Genomic DNA, 16,527 nt, shown 5'->3' on the forward strand with positions numbered 1-16,527 from the left:
TTGATATCTTCGATGTGCTCGGCACTCAGGTTGCTGACCGGGATGCTGCTGGAATCCGGAATCATGGGCTTTGGATCGATATCTGAGAAACTGCGCGAAGTATCTCACATATCGGTATATTCCAAAGCGGAAATCACCTTACGCCGACCGCCTCCAAGGCTGCCCGCCCGGCCTCGAGGCCCGCAGCTGGGCTGAGCGCGCCCTCGACCGCCTGCGCGCCGCAGGAACGCAGCACCACATTCCACGCGGTCTCCTCATCCGCGCCCACATCCGCCACGCCCTGGGCGACCCCGCCGGCGCCGACGCTGACCTGCGCGAGGCCGAGCGCATCGCCGAGCGCGGCGCCATGGCCCTGCACCGGGCCGACTGCGCCCTGACCCGCGCCCGCCTGTTCCAGGACTCCGCCGCCCTCGCCCTGGCCCGCCGCTTGATCGAGCAACACAACTACCGCCGCCGCCTGCCGGAACTACAAGACGCCGAAACGGCCATGAAGCTCCGGCAACATGCCGACAACCGGGACCGCCAGCATCCTGCCGGAAACCGAGACCGCCGGCATCTTGCCGGCAACTGGGACGGCGGGCGGCCCGCCCGCCGTGCAGGAGGAGACCGCAGCAAAGATACGCCCGAGCCGACCGCAGAACCTGGAACATCCCGCAGCGACTCCCCAACCCACGGGCGAGACGCCCGTGGTCCCAGCGGCCGGCAAGACGCTGGCGCTCCCAGCGGCACCGTGGTTGATCGAGAAGACCTTTCCGAGTTGGAACCTGGGGGCGAGATGCACAGGTCCGCATCGGCACCAACTTCCCCGCAAACGACCTCAATGCCTGTTCTCAAGCTACCCGACCACCGCCTCGGTCTGCTGCCTATCAACGGCTGCGACAACCCCGACCGCACCCTGGACCTAGTGCTGGTCCACGGCCTGGGAGGCGACGCCTTCACCACCTGGATGGCGGACCCCGAGCAACCGGAGACCTTCTGGCCCAACTGGCTCGCCACCGACCGTCCGCGGCTCGGCATCTGGACCCTGGGCTATGCGGCGGACGCCTCCGGCTGGAAGGCCGAGTCCATGGCACTGGCCGACCGCGGCAGCCAGGTGCTCGATCAGCTCGCCAGCGACGGCCTCGGCGAGCGACCGCTGGTCTTCGTCACCCACAGCCTGGGCGGCATCGTCGCCAAGCAGGTGCTGCGCCATGCGGGCAGCTACGGCGTGGCGCGCTGGCGGCGCATCGCCGAGCAGATCCGTGGCATCGCCTTCATCGCCACGCCCCACAGCGGCGCCAACCTGGCGAGCTTCGCGCAGTTCGCGAGCGCCGTATTCCGCACCAACGAGCAGGTCAAGGAGCTCGCCGCCCACGACCCGCGGCTGCGGGAGCTGCACGGCTGGTTCCGGGCCTTCTACAGCGAGCAGGACCTGATCTGCCGAACCTGGTGCGAGCGCCGCGAGGTGCGCCCGAACATCCCGCTGCTCGGCGTCAAGCTCACCAAGGGCCTGCTCGTGGTGGACGCCACCAGCGCCGAGCCCAGCCTCCCCGGCGAGGTGGCCGTTCCGCTGGATGAGGACCACATCTCCATCTGCAAGCCCGGGTCCCGCGATGCGCAGCTCTACAAGTCGCTGGTTCGCTGGGTCGATGAGTGCGTTGTCGCTGGTGCGAGCCGAGACGCCGACTCCGTGCCCTCCACCAGCGTTTCGGACAGCAAGCAAAGCGGTTCGCAGGACTCTGAGGACAACACCATTAGTGCGGAAGCAGTCGACGAACCGGACGCTTCGGCGGCACCGCATCGCCTCGCCTTAGCACGTTGGCGCGAGAAGTTGGCGTTCCTGCTGGAACAGGAGGCGCTCGCCGCTGACCCTTCCCAACGTTTCCAACTGAAGAGGCAGATTGAGGACTGTCGAACCAAGCTGCGGGAGTTGGGGGACAGTCAGTGACCGAGGAGGCACGGCAGCGTTGGCAACGCAAACTGGACTATCTGCTGGCAGAGGAGGCGACCGCATCCAACGCATCGCAGAAATTTGAGCTTCAGGAGCAGATCGCCGAGTGCCGCGCCAAGCTGGATGAGCTGGATGCCGAGGATCGACGCCGCGCAGCGGCCGGCGCCGCAGCCCCCTCCGCCATTGCTCCGGACGTCCAGGGGGATTTGACGACCGTCGAGGCCCTCATCCAAGTAGCGAGGAAGGAAGGGCTTGTACTGCGAGCAGAGCCCCTAACCGCCGCCGGGGCGGCCCAGGCGTCACCCGCCGATGCCGCAGAGTCGACACCGCTGCCCGACTCGGTGCTGACGGATTTCGCCTCGCGCCAGGTCGCAGACAACTTCGCCCGCATTCGCGAACGCTACCTCAACGGTGATCGCAGGTCGGCTAGCGAAGCGCTCGAGGCGTTGCTGGAGAACGAAGCATGGCAGCACCTCGCGGCACCGTTGCGCGGTCGCCTGCTCCGCACCGCTGCCCTGTATCGACTGGATTTTCGAAAAGACCAGGCAGGCGCCACCGCGCTAGCTGAACGTGCCAAGCGAGAGGACCCGAGCGGTGATGACCAAGCGCTCGCGGCCCATCTGGCGATTCGCCGCGGCGACAAGGATTCCGCACTCGATATCCTGGGCGTCCCGCACTCGCGGGAAGCACGGCATCTCAAGGCCGCAATGCTGATCGAGCGCGGCAACTCCGAGGCGGCACTGAGCTTGCTAGCCGAACCCCGTGCGACGGTCGATGATGCTGAACCCGGTGCTGCGAGCCAAGCCGATCCCGTCGACGCCGACGGCAATACCGCGGAGACCTGGCGGCTGCGCGGCCTTGCTCATCTGGCGCTCAAGCAGCTCCCGGAGGCGCTGGAAGCCATCGAGGCCGCCCGCGGGCTGGCGGCGGATTGGGCCGCGGTGCGCAGCACGACAGCGGTCATCGATTTCTGGCGGGCCTGCACGCCCGCTGCGCTGACGCTTGCTGATCAGCCCCTTTGGCCGATGCCCTTCGCACGCGAACTCGTGCGCGCGGACTCTGGCGAGCGCCTCGCCGAAATCCAGCAGCGATTCACGGAGATTGCCGAGGCAATGCCGCCGGATTCCGACGAACAAGGGCATTGGCTGACCTGGCGCTTGATCGCCTTGCTGGTCGCCGGCGACCAACAAGAAACGGCGACAGAAGTGGCCGACCGCCTGATCGGCGACGATGGCCCACTCCATATCTGGCCGCTCGCCTGGGCTTGGTTCTATCGAGTGGACATGGATCTAGCGCGGCTCAAGCAGAGGCTCAAGTCGATCCAGGACGATGATCCGAACTACATCCCTTTCACTGAGTTCTATCTGGATCTGCGCCTGCAAGACGACGACTTCGAGGCGCTGCTGACCGAGCTGGACGAGATCGAGCCGAAGGTCGCGGCGCACGGCCATCCGATGATCCCCCGCCAATGGCGGGCGGTCGCGCTCACCGGCGCAGGCCGTATCGACGAGGCGCTGGCCATCGCGGACGGCATGGAAGACGAGCGGCAGCGCCTGCGACTGCGCCTACTGATCGCCCGTGACCAGGAAGCCGACAGGCCGGGCAGCCACAAAGAGGCCGCCGCCGCGCTGTTCGCGGTGGAGCCGAGCATCGCGGTGCTCGCCGAGGCTTGCGACGCCCACGCGGCAGCGGGGGGCTGGCCCTTCGTTGCCATCCATGGGGATGCCTTGCTTGAGGCAATCCCAACACCGCGCGTCCTTAAGTTGCTGGCCATCGCGGCCTTCAATCAGGGCGAATACCGCCGCTGCATGGTCGCGCTGGATGAGCACCGGGATGTCCATGTCGACGGTCGACTGCCGCCGGACCTGGAACTGTTGCGGGTGCGCTGCAAGCGCATGCTCGGTGATGTCTCCCAGGCGGTGCGGGATGCCCGGCTGCTGTGCGAGCAGAAGCCGTCGGCAGAGCACTTCGTGGAGCTGTTGAACCTCCAGGTTGAAGCCGCTGATCGAACCGGCATGCTGGATTCGTTGCGCGGACTCCTGGGCATCGAGTCATCCAACGGCGACCACCTGCTCCAGGCAGCGCGGATTGCAGTCCAGCTGGATCGGGAACTGGCCGTTGCGCTGTGGCGCAAGGGGGTTCAGTTGGGGTCCAACGAGGCGAGCTTTCCCGCCTTGGCCGCAACGGTGGGCAGCAGCCTCGGCTTGCCCGACGAAGAGACCGGCCCTTGGTTTCGTCGCATGGCGGAGTTCGCAGAGGCAGGGAAAGGCGGGAGCTGGACGTCGCACATCTCGGAGCTGCCGGATATTCTGCGCGAACAGCGCGACGCGGAAACCCGCATCTGGGAGCTGTACGGACAGGGCGATCTGCCGGTGCACGCCTTGTGCGACCATCTTGGCCTGATCCTGACCGCGCATCACCATGCGACAGCGGCCCAGAACCGCACGGGTTCAGATCCACTGCGGCAGCATTGGATCCCACTCCGGCACGGGGCGCGGCCGCTGCGACAACTCGCATCACACCGCAGTCGGGACTGCCGACTGATCCTGGACGTCACCGCACTCGTGACCGCCCAGAGCCTGGGCCTGCTCGATTTGGTCGAGCGCGCGTTCGCTCCACTGTGGATTCCCGCGCAGTGGCATCTCCTACTACTCAACGAGATCGAGCGCCTGCGACCGAACCAACCACGCCGGTCGGCGGCTGCTGACCACGTCGTGCGACTGATCCGTTCCCGGGGTATTCAGCTGGCGGACCTGACCGAAGGGCCGACGCCAGCCGATGACATCTCTGCACTGCTCGGCGAGCGCCAAGCGCAGGAGCTGGGGCTGATGGCGTCCATGGATGGGTACCTGCTCACCTATCTGCCCCTGCATGGTCCTGATCTGAGGCATTGGGAAGCGATCGATCTCCCCGAGCGCTGGCAGCGCGTTGTGCTAGGCCCGCGCGCCTTACTCGATCGGCTGTTTGAACAGGACGCAATCGATTCGGAGGATCACAAACGCGGCGTTGCGGCCTTTCCCCCAGAGCCGGCAAGCCCGGTCGGGACTCTGCAGAGGGGCACCCCTGTCCTTGCGTCAACGACCCTGCTGAAACAGCTCGCCGATAGGGATTTGCTGACCACTGTCTGCACGTTCCTGCGGCTGTTCGTGCCACAGCACGAATGGGATCTTGAGGAAGAACAGATAGCACAGCAGGCAAGGGCCGGAGAATTGATCCAGTGGATCGAGGCGCTGATCGATCGAGTGGCCGAGGGCCAGCGGTCGGAGCGGTACCGATTGGTACCGACAATGCGAGCGGAGGACGAGAGCACGGGGCAGTACATCGCGTGTCTTGAGGATTTGCGCAAACGCGAGGGACAAGCCGAGGACCTTCTTTGGACGGACGATCGTTACCTGAATGGATATCCCGCCATCGGTCAAACGCTCATCATCGGCGTCGCCGAGGTGCTCGACCTTCTGGTCGGAAGTGGCAGGCTGAGTCACGCGCAACGCTTCGACTATCTGCATCGGCTGCGGGCCTCGAACTACCGGTTCATCCCCCTTGAGGCGGAGGAGATTCTGCATTGGCTGAAGCGCTCGCAGCCGCGTGCGGGCAAACTCCAGGTACCGGAGCCGCTGCTGACGCTTGCGCGCTACTGCGCAGCCTGCCTGGCCGAGACTGGAGGGCTCCGGTTTAGAAACGATCCGCGCCACGCCGTCGGCGAGAGCCCCTTCTTCGTCTCATCGCAGTCCGCGGTTGCCACAGCGATGAGCCGCGTCTGGGAAGATCGTGATACTGGCGAGCAGCTTCGGGATCTGCGAGCGAATTGGCTTCTCGACAACCTTTACCTGGGGGTTGCAGACGTCGCACACCTGTTGCCGGAAGAGACGTCCGATGCGGATATGAGCCGCGTCGGCACGGATATCGCGTCGCTGGTGGTCGCAGCGCTCCCGATGCTCATCCCCAAGGCCAGAGACGGCAAGCGGGATGTGAAACGACGCCGTTCGAATGCTACGAGCTACATGAGCTGGATTTGTCAGCGGATCATTGAGCCGCGCTTTTTGGCCGATCCGGCCGCTGTCCAGATTGCCGCCGGTCAACTGAGCAGTTCCATCTTGGCGATATTCGGCGAGGATGATCCCGAGCTCTTGAGATTCATCGGCCCGCACCTGCTGAAACTCATGCCGGCCCTGCCCCAGAGTCTGCGCAAAGCGCTGCACAAGGATCAGTCGTTCATGCGGCGGCTCGGTCTGGCGGAGGTGTCCGTGGTCGAGGTCGGGAAGCGGAAATTCGCCACGTCGGACCTGTTGTGCGCTGTCGAAGCAGCCATTGCCGGCGAGGAGCCCGAGATCATCGATCTGACTCGGCACCGAGCAGTCCAGATCCGCAACGCGGCGGAGCCGGGATCATCCCGTCCAATCGTTGAGCTGGTCGATGACCAGGGTCGTTCCCTCGGGAAGCACTATTTCCCGTACACGGAACTGCTATCCCGCTCGCGAGCGCTCAGGGTACAGGCGCTTCGCGAGAACCCGGCCTGGTGGGACGGGGCATCGATGGATTGCGAGTCCGTGGAGCGCGAGTTGGGTGCTATCAGTGCCGCCGATGAGCGAATTCGTCGGGTAGAACGCCTGTCTGCGTCGTCGGCGGACCAGCATTACGCGGTACTCACGGAGCAATGGTGGCGGGACAGGAGGCTCCGGATCGACCGCTGCTTCCCGCCGGCGTTGTCAGCCGTGCTTACCTTCGTTCGCTGTGATGACAGCTGCGCCGCTGGCTCCATCGCCGAGCGATGCTGGGAGAACCTGGTCAGGACCGTGCCGGCGGAACGCGGCCTCGGCGAGTGTCTGCGCCGGATCACGCTCCTGCCCTGCCCGCTACCGGCGGACGTACATCGACGCGTCGCTGCGCTCGACGTAGATGAACGGCGCGAGGTCCTGCAAAGCGCTGCGCGGGAGATGTTCCATCCGATCGGGCACTTGCACCTGATCGATCTGCTACTGGCCAATGCGGAACCCCTACCCGAGGCATTGTCGCTCGTCCAGGAACAGATTGGCCATTTGTCCAAGCCGGAGTTTGGATCTGAGCTTGGTCTCGTGCGAACCCTGGTCGACCTGTCCTACCGCGCCTTCCAAACCGAGGCCGAACAGACCGGCATCGAACCGCGCCGTCAGTTGCTGGCCGCCTGGATTCATGCGGAAAGCGTTGCGGGCATCCTGCTCGCCGGCGGAGCAAGTCCACGATCGCTGGCTGATGACCTGGAGGTCTGGGCACCCTTCCCGGTTCACGACTTATACGCCGACGACCAAGAGCCAACCATGGACCTCGCCTGGCCGACACAGGTTCAAGTCGCAGATGTTGTCTTTGCCGGTCTGGGCCGGGTACTTGCGCAACACCCCGAGTCTGTCCCGAGGCTCGATCTGTCCGCTCTTAAAGAGCGCCTGCGTTCTCTGGAGACGGGCGCCCCCGATCTGATCGAAGACGCACACCTGCTGCGCGACCCTGGGCTGCTTGCGGACAGCCTTACCTGTCTTTGGGGCGGCGACCGGTCCGTTGCTTTGACCCCGCTCATCGGCCCGGAGAAGGCACAAGCTTTCTCTCCGGCAACCTTCGCGAATCGCGTTAACGAATGTATTGAGCAATTGGCTGCCGAACCAGAACACCGGGAAACGTGGCAAAAACTGTTTGTTACAGCGTTCCACGGCAAGCTTGCTCAGGATACCGCTGAACGTCTGGATCAGGTCTTCGACCAAATGGACTTGGGCGCGGTCATCTCGTCCGAGCCCCAGTTGTTGACCCCGCTGATGGAGTTTGCGGTCCGCTATAAGACTGATCGCGACTCAATCGTCAACCTGATCTACGGCTGGGCGCATGACCTTGACGGTAAAGGTTTGCCGACACCGGAGATGGCCGAATGGCTCGAGGCCGATGCAACAACGGAATTCAGCGAACGAATCATCGCTTGGTCGCATGGCCTCGCAATCAGGGAGCCCAGAGGCACGGATGAAGAATTCGCCCGGTTGCTGTCAGGACTGATCCAGCGCTCTCGGCGCTTGGCATCGGCGCTACGTGTCCCTCTGCTGACTATCACACGTCGGCTGCCGTTCTCTCGACACCGGGCGTTGCATGCGACATTGGTCGCGGCGCGAGCCCGATCAGAACTGCGCAGTGTCGAACGGGCATTGTCAGGAAAAGGCGCAGACGACAGTGCCGACCCTGCGGTACGTCGGAAAACTGGCCGAAAGTCGAAGCGGAAAGCGCGGCGAGCCCGAGCGCGCCGATGAGTGGGCGGCAGCAGCTGTGCTGTCCATCCGGGAGCTGCTCGGAACGCATCGGCATCCAGCACTCGGCAAATCAGCATCAGCCCATGGATCAGGGCGCTGACGGATGTTTGCTGCGCGGCATAGACGATGCCGGCATGGGGCTCGCCGCCCGCCGCGAGCCGAAGAAAGTCGTCGTCCTGGGTGACGATCACGCGCCCGGCGTCCCGCGCATGACGCAGATGCGTGATGTCGGCGGGCCCGATCAGACCGTCATCCACGACAGTCAAGACATCGACACCGCGGTGGCGCAAACCCCGGATGACGGCATTGGGAATATGCTCATCCGCGTAGAAGCGGACTTCAGCCATTCGGGGCGGCAGCGGCGAGCTTGGTCGACAGTAAGGATGCCGTGCGCCGCTTCATTGCGGCGACTAAGGCATCGCGATCCGCGACGGTCTGCTCGATCTCGTCCCGATGATCAAAGTAGTAGGCCAAGGCGGCGTGAACCTCGGCAAGGGTGAGATCCAGCTCCGTGGCGATCTCGTCAGCATCACGTCCGAGGTACTCCTGCTGAAAGGCGACGTCGCGAACCTTGATCCGACGCCCGGAGACGTGCGGCTGCCCGCCGGCTACTCCCGATCTGATCTCGACATGTGGCGGTGTTGGCGTTCTTTGCATCTTGAAGGGCGCTCCAACACGTCTTGAGTTCATAGTCGGGGCGTCGCCGGTCGCAGGAGACCTCGTCGATCCCTGTCTGACTCCGCAGCGCAGCGACGGCTTCACGGGCAGGTTCCATTAGGCACTCATCCCCTCCCAGCGACCAGGGCAGCGTATGAGTGTCCAGTAGGCGCAGGAGCCGCATCCGCGCTACTCCCAAGCCTTCAACTCGTCCTTTGGAAGGGGGTCAAAGAAGGCGTCGTCGACGTTCGCTCGGCCCCGCAGGGCGCTGAAACTGCGTCCCGTCGGCGTCTGCTCCACGGGCACAAGCCTGACCATCGATTTGCCCGCCTTGGCGATGATGACCTCCTCGCCGGCACAGGCGCGCTCGATCAGTTGCGATGAATGCGTTTTAGCTTCGTGGATGTTGAGCTGGGTTGCCATCTGGAAGTGAGGACCAAGGACATCTGGCTAAGTGTAACGGATGCGCGCTGCCTCCGTCCTGACACAACGACTTGGAGACCATCGAGAACATGGCGCAGAAGATCGAGGCCCTGGTGCCCGAGGCCCGTGTCGAGGTCGCCCACGGCCAGATGCGCGAGCGCGAGCTGGAGCGGGTCATGCGCGACTTCTACCACCGCCGCTTCAACCTGCTGGTCTGCACGACCATAATCGAGTCCGGCATCGACGTGCCGAGCGCCAACACCATCGTTATCAACCGCGCCGACAAGCTGGGCCTGGCCCAGCTGCACCAGTTGCGCGGGCGCGTCGGGCGCTCCCATCACCGCGCCTACGCCTATCTCATCACCCCACCCGCCAAGACCATGACCGAGGATGCCAAGAAGCGCCTGGAGGCCATCGAATCCCTGGAGGACCTGGGCGCAGGCTTCACGCTGGCCACGCACGACCTGGAAATCCGCGGCGCCGGCGAGCTGCTGGGCGAGGAGCAGTCCGGGCAGATCCACGAGATCGGCTTCACCCTCTGCATGGACCTGCTGGAGCGTGCCGTGGAGGCGCTCAAGGCCGGCCGCACCCCGGAGCTGGACCGCCCGCTGGACCACGGCGCCGAGATCGACCTGGGGCTCCCCGCCCTACTCCCGGACGACTACCTGCCGGACGTGCACACGCGCCTGGTGACCTACAAGCGCATCGCCAGCGCCGAGTCACCCGCAGAGCTCAAAGACCTGAAGGTGGAGATGATCGACCGCTTCGGCCTGCTGCCGGAGCCCACCGAGCACCTCTTCGCGGTCACCGCCCTCAAGCTCAAGGTCCAGCCGCTCGGCATCAAAAAGCTCGAGCCCGGCCCCAAGGGCGGGCGCATCGTCTTCGGCGAGCAGCCGAACATCGACCACATGCGGCTTATCAAGCTCGTGCAATCGCGCCCGAAGGACTACAAGCTGGACCAGGCCGCCGGCGCGCTCAGGTTCAACATGGACATGGCAGATCCGGCCAAGCGGATTGCGCAGGTGGAGACGGTCGTCGGCAAGCTGGCGGGGTGACCCGCCGCCGCAACGTTCGCTTGTTGCGGCCCCAACCGGTCCAGCCCATACTCGGGCGATGACTTGGCCTGTACTGCTTCATGCCGATTTCGAGGCTGAGCTTCGCGCGCTGCCGGATCGGGTCCAAGACGGCTTGTTGGCCCACGCGCGGCTGCTCGAAGAATTCGGTCCGGGCCTTGGGCGCCCGAGGGTCGATACACTGAAGGGATCGAAGCACCCCAACATGAAGGAGCTGCGGGTCAGTCTGAACCACGGGGCTTGGCGCCTCGCCTTTGCGTTCGACCCGCAACGCCAAGCGGTGCTCCTGATCGCCGGAGACAAGTCCGGGACCGCGCAACGGCGATTCTACAAGCGCCTCATCGACATCGCCGACGCCCGTTACGACGATCACCTCAATCGGCTTCGAGAACAGCAACAGAGGCAGCGATGAAGACCTTAAGTGAAGTGATCAATACTTTACCGACACAGCGCCGACGGCGTATCGAAGCAGAGGCCGCGGCGTTGATCGCAAACGAGAACATGCGGCGCGGACAGCTCCGTAACGGGACGCGCTCGAACGAGCAGGCCGCACGGCCGTTGGGATCGGATGAAGAACCCTGTGCCGATCCTACGGGAGCTGATAATGGTAGCCGGCAGCCCAGCGAGCAGGTCAGTACTGCGCAGGCAACAGCGATGAGGGATGCTGCCGACAAGCCGATTGATCCATTCGCTGTCGTCGCATTGATCTGCGATCTGCCGGACAGTGGATTGGTCGCCGGCCAGGTCGGGAGCATCGTGCAGCCCGTGGCGCCGGACGCCTATGAAGTCGAGTTTACCGACGACGCGGGCCAGACCTATACCTCGGCGGCCATTCCGGCCAACCGTCTGCTGGTCCTGCACTATGCGCCAGCGGCACAAGCGTCTACCTGATCAGCCTGATTCGTACGTCGCACGCGCCATCCCCATTGCAGCCTATGGCGGCTCGATGGGAACCTAGTCGCCCCGCACGCTGTTCTCGCGCCGACAAGCCTGGACGCGTGGGTTGCGATAGGAAACAGGCCCGAACAAGCCTGATCTGCCGAAGGGTGCCACAAGGCCGGACTTTCACCTAAGCCACCCGCGCCAGCAGCAAGCGGATCTCGATGGATTCGAAAGGCACCGACAGCACCTGATCCTGCGCTCGCTCGAGCAGCCCCAGCGCCTCCAGCCGGTCAATATCCTCGGTCAACTCGTCCGAGTCCCGCGGCACCGGCAATTGTCCCGCAAGCGCTTCGGCTCGGCAGCGGCCCACACGGCGCAACGTGTCCAGGATCTCCAGGCGCTCGGGCGTCACATCGGAGAACAGGGCGCGCGCCGACTCGAAGCCAAGGCGGTAGTCCACCTCCCCGCCTGCGCGGGCCGCTGCGATCTGCTCCGCTGCCGTGTCGAAAACGGACCCGCGGCGGTTGACCTCGATGACGGCTTTCATGCTCCACCCCAGCGCTTGATGTCGCTTCGAAAATCCGCGAGCAGCTGCTCGATTGTCCTGAATTCGTAAGGCTGTTCGCGCCCGCCCAGATGCCGGTGATCGCCCTTGCCTCGCTCGTTATCGTAGCGCACGCGGCAACCCTCCGGCGTACCGTAGAAGAGCCGATACTTGTACCGATGCGTACAGGGCGGCAACGGGCGTGGCAGCTCCCAGACGACGATATCCACAATCGACCCGTCGTCGCGAACCTCCTTGGCGCGGGCGAGTAGGACGGCAGCCATCACCGAAGATCAGCAACCGACCAAATGCTGGGCAGTCCCCGCCAGAGTCGCCTGGGCAATCCGCCGGAGCCCTGGATGAGTCCCAACCCCGACACCTCACCGCTCCGCCAGATAGGCCCGCAACTCCTGCACCCAGCGATGCCCCTCATCGCAGCTCGCCAGCAGTTGCGCCTCCAGCCCGTCCAATAGGGCATCGGCCTCCGTGCGGCGGTCTTGGGCGTCCAGCATCCTGGCCAGCGAGTAGCGGGTCCGCAGCGTGTTGGGATGCGCCTCCCCCAGCACCTCCGGTCGGCGCTGGATCTCCCAGATGGCGCGGAGCTCCGCCTCGGCCTCGGCATAGCGGCCCTGATCGCCGATCTGCTGCGCCAGGTTGTGGCGCAAGGTGAGCAGGTCCGAATCCGTTTCGGGCCTGCGTGCGCCGAAGTACGCCACCAAGTCCTCGAACAGTATCTCCAGCATCTTGGTGCGGGCAGCGTCCCGGTAGACCGGTACCCGCGCCCCGAGCCACCCGAAGAACCCCGCCTCATCGAACCAACGCCTGTGGTGCGCCGCCTGGAGCAGCGCATACTCCGCGGCCGGGGTGACCCCGGCGATGGCATCGACACGGGCAATGGCGTCGTGCTGCTCGAACAGGAAGCGATGGATGGCCGCGAAGATCTCGGGGCGGTCGCGTTGTTCCTGCTGTTGCAGGGCGTCGCGCATCAGGGCGTGCATCAGGCGTTGGTTGCCGGTGCCCTCGGTGAGGAAGCTCTGGCGTTGCAGCCAGCCCCAGTCTATCCGGGCCAGGCCGCCCATGAAGGCCTCGGCGAGGCGGTTCATGCCGGGCTCGGTGATGCCGAGGGGGTAGGAGGCGAGGCGCACCATCATCAGCTCCGGCTGGCTCAGGTGGTCCAGGAAGCGGCTCAGGATCTCCGGGTGGCTGCCGCCGAACTGGTCCGGTGTCGGCGCGGGCGCCGAGCAGGTGGTCCTTGAGGTTCTGCCCGCGCCACAGGGCCTCGTGGGTGTCCACCACGATGAGCGCGCGGGCCTCGGGGTGGACGGCGAGGTGGTCGCAGAGGTCCACGCCCAGGAAGCTCGGCAGGCGCTCCAGCACCTGGTCGGCGCTGAGGCTGTCCAGCCCGGCCAGGCTGTGCTTCCCGCGGCGCTGGAACCACTCGCGGGTGCGGTGAGACAGCCGCTCCAGATTGCGCACCAGCACATTGACGCCGGGCACCCAGACGGCGGCCCCATCGGCGAGCTGGTTCAGCAGCTCGTTCTCGCCCTGGAACAGCTCCGGGTGCTTGTCGCGGATCTTCACGCCGGGGTGGGTCAGCGCCAGATGCCGGGCGAAGGCCGTGTCGAAGCAGGGGAACACGGCGCCGAAGCCCTTCGCGAGCTGCAGCCGGATGGCCAGCAGGGCCGCATCCGGGCGCCGCAGCCCGTCCTCCTGGAAGTCGATGCGCGCCCGCGCCACCTGCGCCCCACCGTTGGCGGACTCACCCAGGGCGTCGGCCCAGGCCAGCAGCTCGTTGGACAGCCGGCTCTTGCCCTCGCCGCCGACGCCGTGCCAGTGCAGCACCCGCTGCCGGTTGCGCGGTTGCGAGCCGTCGAAGGCACGCAGGAACAGCGCCTTGGCGTCCTCGCGGTCGGTGAAGGCCCGGGTAGCGGTGAAGGGCTTGGTGCCGTGGGTGGTTTCCATGGGCGGTCCTCGTCAGCGCGGTTTCTGGTTGGTCTCTGCGCGGACTGGGATTTTCACCCATGCGAGGGCCGATGTCGCGTCACCGGACGCTGCCCTGACGCTGCCCTAGCACTGCCCCGGCGCTGCCCTGGCGGCTCGATCCGGGCGAGCGTGGGGCTCGGACGGGGCGCAGCGGGGACGCTGGTCGGGCGCTCAGCGATCGGTACACGTCGCCCGTCAATGTCAGGCTGATGGATACTCGACGATATGGCGCGTTCGACCAGTACGTCGATGCTGGCATCGACATGCCTCGAGCACTCCCCGCACCCTACGGATGCGCCAGTGCCGAACGGGAGGCAGCAAAGACATGCAGATCACACTGCACATCCCCGACCCGCCGCTGCGACGACTCGAAGCCATCTGCGGCGACGTGCCCCGTGCCGTGCTGGAAGGCTTCGCCGCCGATGCCTACCGGACCGGCACCCTGTCCCGCGCCGAGGTCGGCCAGCTGCTCGAGCCCGATGCCATTGGGCAGACCGAAGCCTGTTTGTCGGCCCACCAGGCAAAGCCCGCTCCAACTTGCGACGAGGTCGCAGACGACGCTCGTGCACTGCGTGAAGCCACGGGCTCGTGAACGTCGGCCCCGTCCCCGATCAATGCGGCATCGGCGACGGTGAGAATATCGACACCGCGTTGGCGTAAGCCCCGGATGACGGCCTTGGGGATAGGCTCATCGGCGTAAAACCGGACCTCAGCCATCCGCCGCGGCGGCGAGCTTCCGAGACAACAATGAGGCCGTGCGCCGCTTCATGGCCGCAACAAAGGCGTCACGATCAGCGATGGTTTGCTCGATCACGTCCCGATGATCGAAGTAATAGGCCAACGCCGCATAAACCTCCGCGAGCGTCAGGTCCAGCTCGGCGGCAATCTCGTCGGCGCCGCGTCCGAGATACTCGTGCTGAAAGGCGACATCCCGAACCTTGATGCGGCGCCCTTTGATATGCGGCTGTCCGCCCGCCGTTCCCAGGCTTATCGCGATATGGGGTGGTGTTGGAGTGTTGGGCATCTTCTGTTGCTGTTGATCAGACACAAGGGGCAGACACAAGGCTCAGACGCAAAGCTGGACGATCAACCGGCTTGCAGCCCTGCCCAGGCGACAAGCTCAGGGAGTCTGGGCCGCCCGCTGGGCCACGGCGCCGAGATCGACCTGGGAATCCCCGCCTACCAGAGCCCCTCGATTCCGAATCTGTCGAAACACTTTTCGTTGCTGACCAGACACAACGCCTCAATCTGCACTTGGGCGATCAGCATGTGATCGAACGGGTCGCGATGCTCGCCGGGCATCAGACCGGCACGACGCGCGTGCTCGATGCCGATCGGAAGCGGCTGCAAGGATTGATCGGCGAGGATGGCCGAGAGCCGCTCGGCGACCTCGATCACACCGGGCAGCTTGCCGATGCGGACCTTGGTGGCGATCTCCCAAGCGGATGCGGCGCTCACGAAGAGCGTCGCCTCTGGGTCGGCGATGGCTCGGCGGGCGTTTGTCGACAAGCGTTCGTCTCCGTCCAGCCACCAAAGCAACGCGTGGGTGTCGAGCAGGAGCCGCATACAGGTCACTCCCAGGCCTTGAGCTCATCCTCGGGAAGTGGCTCGAAGAAGGCGTCGTCAACCCTCGCCTTGCCCCGCAACGCGCCGAAGCGGCGCCCCGTCGGCGCCTGCTCCACGGGAGCGAGCCGGACCATCGGCTTGCCGGCCTTGGCGATGACCACTTCCTCGCCGGCGCACGCGCGCTCGATCAGCCGGGATAGGTGCATCTTGGCGTCGTGGATGTTGAGCTGGGTTGCCATCTGGAAGTGAGGACTAAGGAAATCTGGCTAAGCGTAACGGATGCGCGCTGCCTCCGTCCTGACACAACGACTTGGAGACGATCGAGAACATGGCGCAGAAGGTGGAAGCCCTGGCGCCAAGCGCACGGGTGGAATTCGCCCACGGCCAGATGCGCGAGAAGGACCTGGAGCGCGTCATGCGGGACTTCTATCACCGCCGCTTCAACGTCCTGGTGTGCACCACCATCGTCGAGTCCGGCATCGACGTGCCGAGCGCCAACACCATCGTCATCAACCGGGCGGACAAGCTGGGCCTCGCCCAGCTGCACCAGCTGCGCGGGCGGGTCGGGCGCTCGCACCACCGCGCCTACGCCTATCTCATCACCCCGCCGGCGAAGGCCATGACCGAGGACGCCAAGAAGCGCCTGGAGGCGATCGAGTCCTTGGAGGACCTGGGCGCCGGCTTCACGCTGGCCACCCACGACCTAGAGATCCGCGGCGCCGGCGAGCTGCTCGGCGAGGAGCAGTCCGGACAGATCCACGAGATCGGCTTTACCCTCTACATGGATCTGCTGGAGCGTGCCGTGGAGGCGCTCAAGGCCGGCCGCACCCCGGAGCTGGACCGCCCGCTGGACCACGGCGCCGAGATCGACCTGGGCCTCCCCGCCCTCCTGCCCGACGACTACCTGCCGGACGTGCACACGCGCCTGGTCACCTACAAGCGCATCGCCAGCGCCGAGTCACCCGCCGAGCTCAAAGACCTGAAGGTGGAGATGATCGACCGCTTCGGCCTGCTGCCCGAGCCCACCGAGCACCTCTTCGCCGTCACCGCGCTCAAGCTCAAGGTCCAGCCGCTCGGCATCAAAAAGCTCGAAGCCGGCCCCAAGGGCGGGCGCATCGTCTTCGGCGAGCAGCCGAACATCGACCACATGCGGCTTATCAAGCTCGTGCAATCGCGCCCGAAGGACTACAAGCTGGATCAGGCCGCCGG

At 65.5% G+C, this 16,527-nt stretch carries 15 protein-coding genes and 3 pseudogenes; 8 read left to right on the top strand and 10 right to left on the bottom strand.

The window, feature by feature from the left end; genetic code table 11:
• Positions 1-133: 133 nt before the first annotated feature.
• Positions 134-442 (bottom strand): hypothetical protein, encoded by a 309-nt coding sequence (locus CKO31_RS22800; protein WP_200242008.1) that lies wholly within the window; start codon positions 440-442, stop codon positions 134-136.
• A 378-nt stretch (positions 443-820) separates the two neighbouring features.
• Here CKO31_RS22800 and CKO31_RS22805 point away from each other — a divergent pair, with 378 nt between their 5' ends.
• A complete protein-coding gene (locus CKO31_RS22805; RefSeq protein WP_200242009.1) occupies positions 821-1,927 on the top strand; it encodes an esterase/lipase family protein in 1,107 nt (368 codons plus the stop codon).
• Positions 1,924-8,190, top strand: coding sequence for an HTH domain-containing protein (locus CKO31_RS22810; protein ID WP_200242010.1), 6,267 nt, complete (start codon positions 1,924-1,926; stop codon positions 8,188-8,190). The genes CKO31_RS22805 and CKO31_RS22810 overlap by 4 nt, the downstream gene beginning before the upstream one ends.
• A 98-nt stretch (positions 8,191-8,288) precedes the next feature.
• On the opposite strand, the pseudogene CKO31_RS27745 reads toward CKO31_RS22810, so the two are convergent.
• The 3 genes and pseudogenes from CKO31_RS27745 to CKO31_RS22820 form a co-directional block, all read right to left on the bottom strand.
• Positions 8,289-8,537 (bottom strand): annotated as a pseudogene (locus CKO31_RS27745) (DUF5615 family PIN-like protein); the annotation flags it as partial.
• Complete coding sequence (locus CKO31_RS22815) at positions 8,530-8,847, bottom strand: DUF433 domain-containing protein (RefSeq protein WP_200242011.1); 318 nt, start codon at positions 8,845-8,847, stop codon at positions 8,530-8,532. The gene CKO31_RS22815 and the pseudogene CKO31_RS27745, both read right to left, overlap by 8 nt.
• Before the next feature lie 189 nt (positions 8,848-9,036).
• A complete protein-coding gene (locus CKO31_RS22820; RefSeq protein WP_200242012.1) occupies positions 9,037-9,270 on the bottom strand; it encodes a type II toxin-antitoxin system Phd/YefM family antitoxin in 234 nt (77 codons plus the stop codon).
• A gap of 62 nt (positions 9,271-9,332) precedes the next feature.
• Here CKO31_RS22820 and CKO31_RS22825 point away from each other — a divergent pair.
• From CKO31_RS22825 to CKO31_RS22835, 3 genes and pseudogenes are all read left to right on the top strand, one after another.
• A pseudogene (locus CKO31_RS22825) lies at positions 9,333-10,325 on the top strand (TRCF domain-containing protein); the annotation flags it as partial.
• Between the two features lie 58 nt (positions 10,326-10,383).
• Positions 10,384-10,755, top strand: coding sequence for a type II toxin-antitoxin system RelE/ParE family toxin (locus CKO31_RS22830; RefSeq protein ID WP_200242013.1), 372 nt, complete (start codon positions 10,384-10,386; stop codon positions 10,753-10,755).
• Entirely contained in the window at positions 10,752-11,234 is a 483-nt protein-coding gene (locus tag CKO31_RS22835; RefSeq protein WP_200242016.1) for a DUF4926 domain-containing protein, read from the top strand. Before CKO31_RS22830 ends, CKO31_RS22835 begins: the two co-directional genes overlap by 4 nt.
• A gap of 178 nt (positions 11,235-11,412) precedes the next feature.
• Here the strand turns inward: CKO31_RS22835 and CKO31_RS22840 are convergent, their stop codons facing one another.
• The 3 genes from CKO31_RS22840 to CKO31_RS22850 form a co-directional block, all read right to left on the bottom strand.
• The gene (locus CKO31_RS22840; RefSeq protein WP_200242019.1) at positions 11,413-11,772 is read right to left on the bottom strand and encodes an HVO_A0114 family putative DNA-binding protein; all 360 of its coding nucleotides are present in this window, start codon (positions 11,770-11,772) and stop codon (positions 11,413-11,415) included.
• Complete coding sequence (locus CKO31_RS22845; RefSeq protein ID WP_200242021.1) at positions 11,769-12,053, bottom strand: toxin-antitoxin system TumE family protein; 285 nt, start codon at positions 12,051-12,053, stop codon at positions 11,769-11,771. The genes CKO31_RS22840 and CKO31_RS22845 overlap by 4 nt, the downstream gene beginning before the upstream one ends.
• 96 nt (positions 12,054-12,149) lie before the next feature.
• On the bottom strand, positions 12,150-12,920 hold the full coding sequence (locus CKO31_RS22850) for a tetratricopeptide repeat protein (protein ID WP_200242023.1): 771 nt from the start codon (positions 12,918-12,920) through the stop codon (positions 12,150-12,152).
• A 94-nt stretch (positions 12,921-13,014) separates the two neighbouring features.
• Between CKO31_RS22850 and CKO31_RS22855 the strand changes: the two genes are divergently transcribed.
• Entirely contained in the window at positions 13,015-13,962 is a 948-nt protein-coding gene (locus CKO31_RS22855) for a hypothetical protein (RefSeq protein ID WP_200242025.1), read from the top strand.
• A gap of 115 nt (positions 13,963-14,077) precedes the next feature.
• Complete coding sequence (locus CKO31_RS22860; protein ID WP_200242027.1) at positions 14,078-14,344, top strand: UPF0175 family protein; 267 nt, start codon at positions 14,078-14,080, stop codon at positions 14,342-14,344.
• A 117-nt stretch (positions 14,345-14,461) separates the two neighbouring features.
• On the opposite strand, the gene CKO31_RS22865 is transcribed toward CKO31_RS22860, so the two are convergent.
• From CKO31_RS22865 to CKO31_RS22875, 3 genes are all read right to left on the bottom strand, one after another.
• Entirely contained in the window at positions 14,462-14,776 is a 315-nt protein-coding gene (locus CKO31_RS22865; protein WP_200242029.1) for a DUF433 domain-containing protein, read from the bottom strand.
• Positions 14,777-14,931: 155 nt separating this feature from the next.
• Positions 14,932-15,318, bottom strand: coding sequence for a type II toxin-antitoxin system VapC family toxin (locus CKO31_RS22870; protein WP_200242031.1), 387 nt, complete (start codon positions 15,316-15,318; stop codon positions 14,932-14,934).
• A 5-nt stretch (positions 15,319-15,323) separates the two neighbouring features.
• A complete protein-coding gene (locus tag CKO31_RS22875; protein ID WP_200242034.1) occupies positions 15,324-15,557 on the bottom strand; it encodes a type II toxin-antitoxin system Phd/YefM family antitoxin in 234 nt (77 codons plus the stop codon).
• 62 nt (positions 15,558-15,619) lie between these two features.
• Here CKO31_RS22875 and CKO31_RS22880 point away from each other — a divergent pair.
• A pseudogene (locus CKO31_RS22880) lies at positions 15,620-16,527 on the top strand (TRCF domain-containing protein); the annotation flags it as partial.

Source organism: Thiohalocapsa halophila (assembly GCF_016583825.1).
Classification (GTDB): domain Bacteria; phylum Pseudomonadota; class Gammaproteobacteria; order Chromatiales; family Chromatiaceae; genus Thiohalocapsa; species Thiohalocapsa halophila.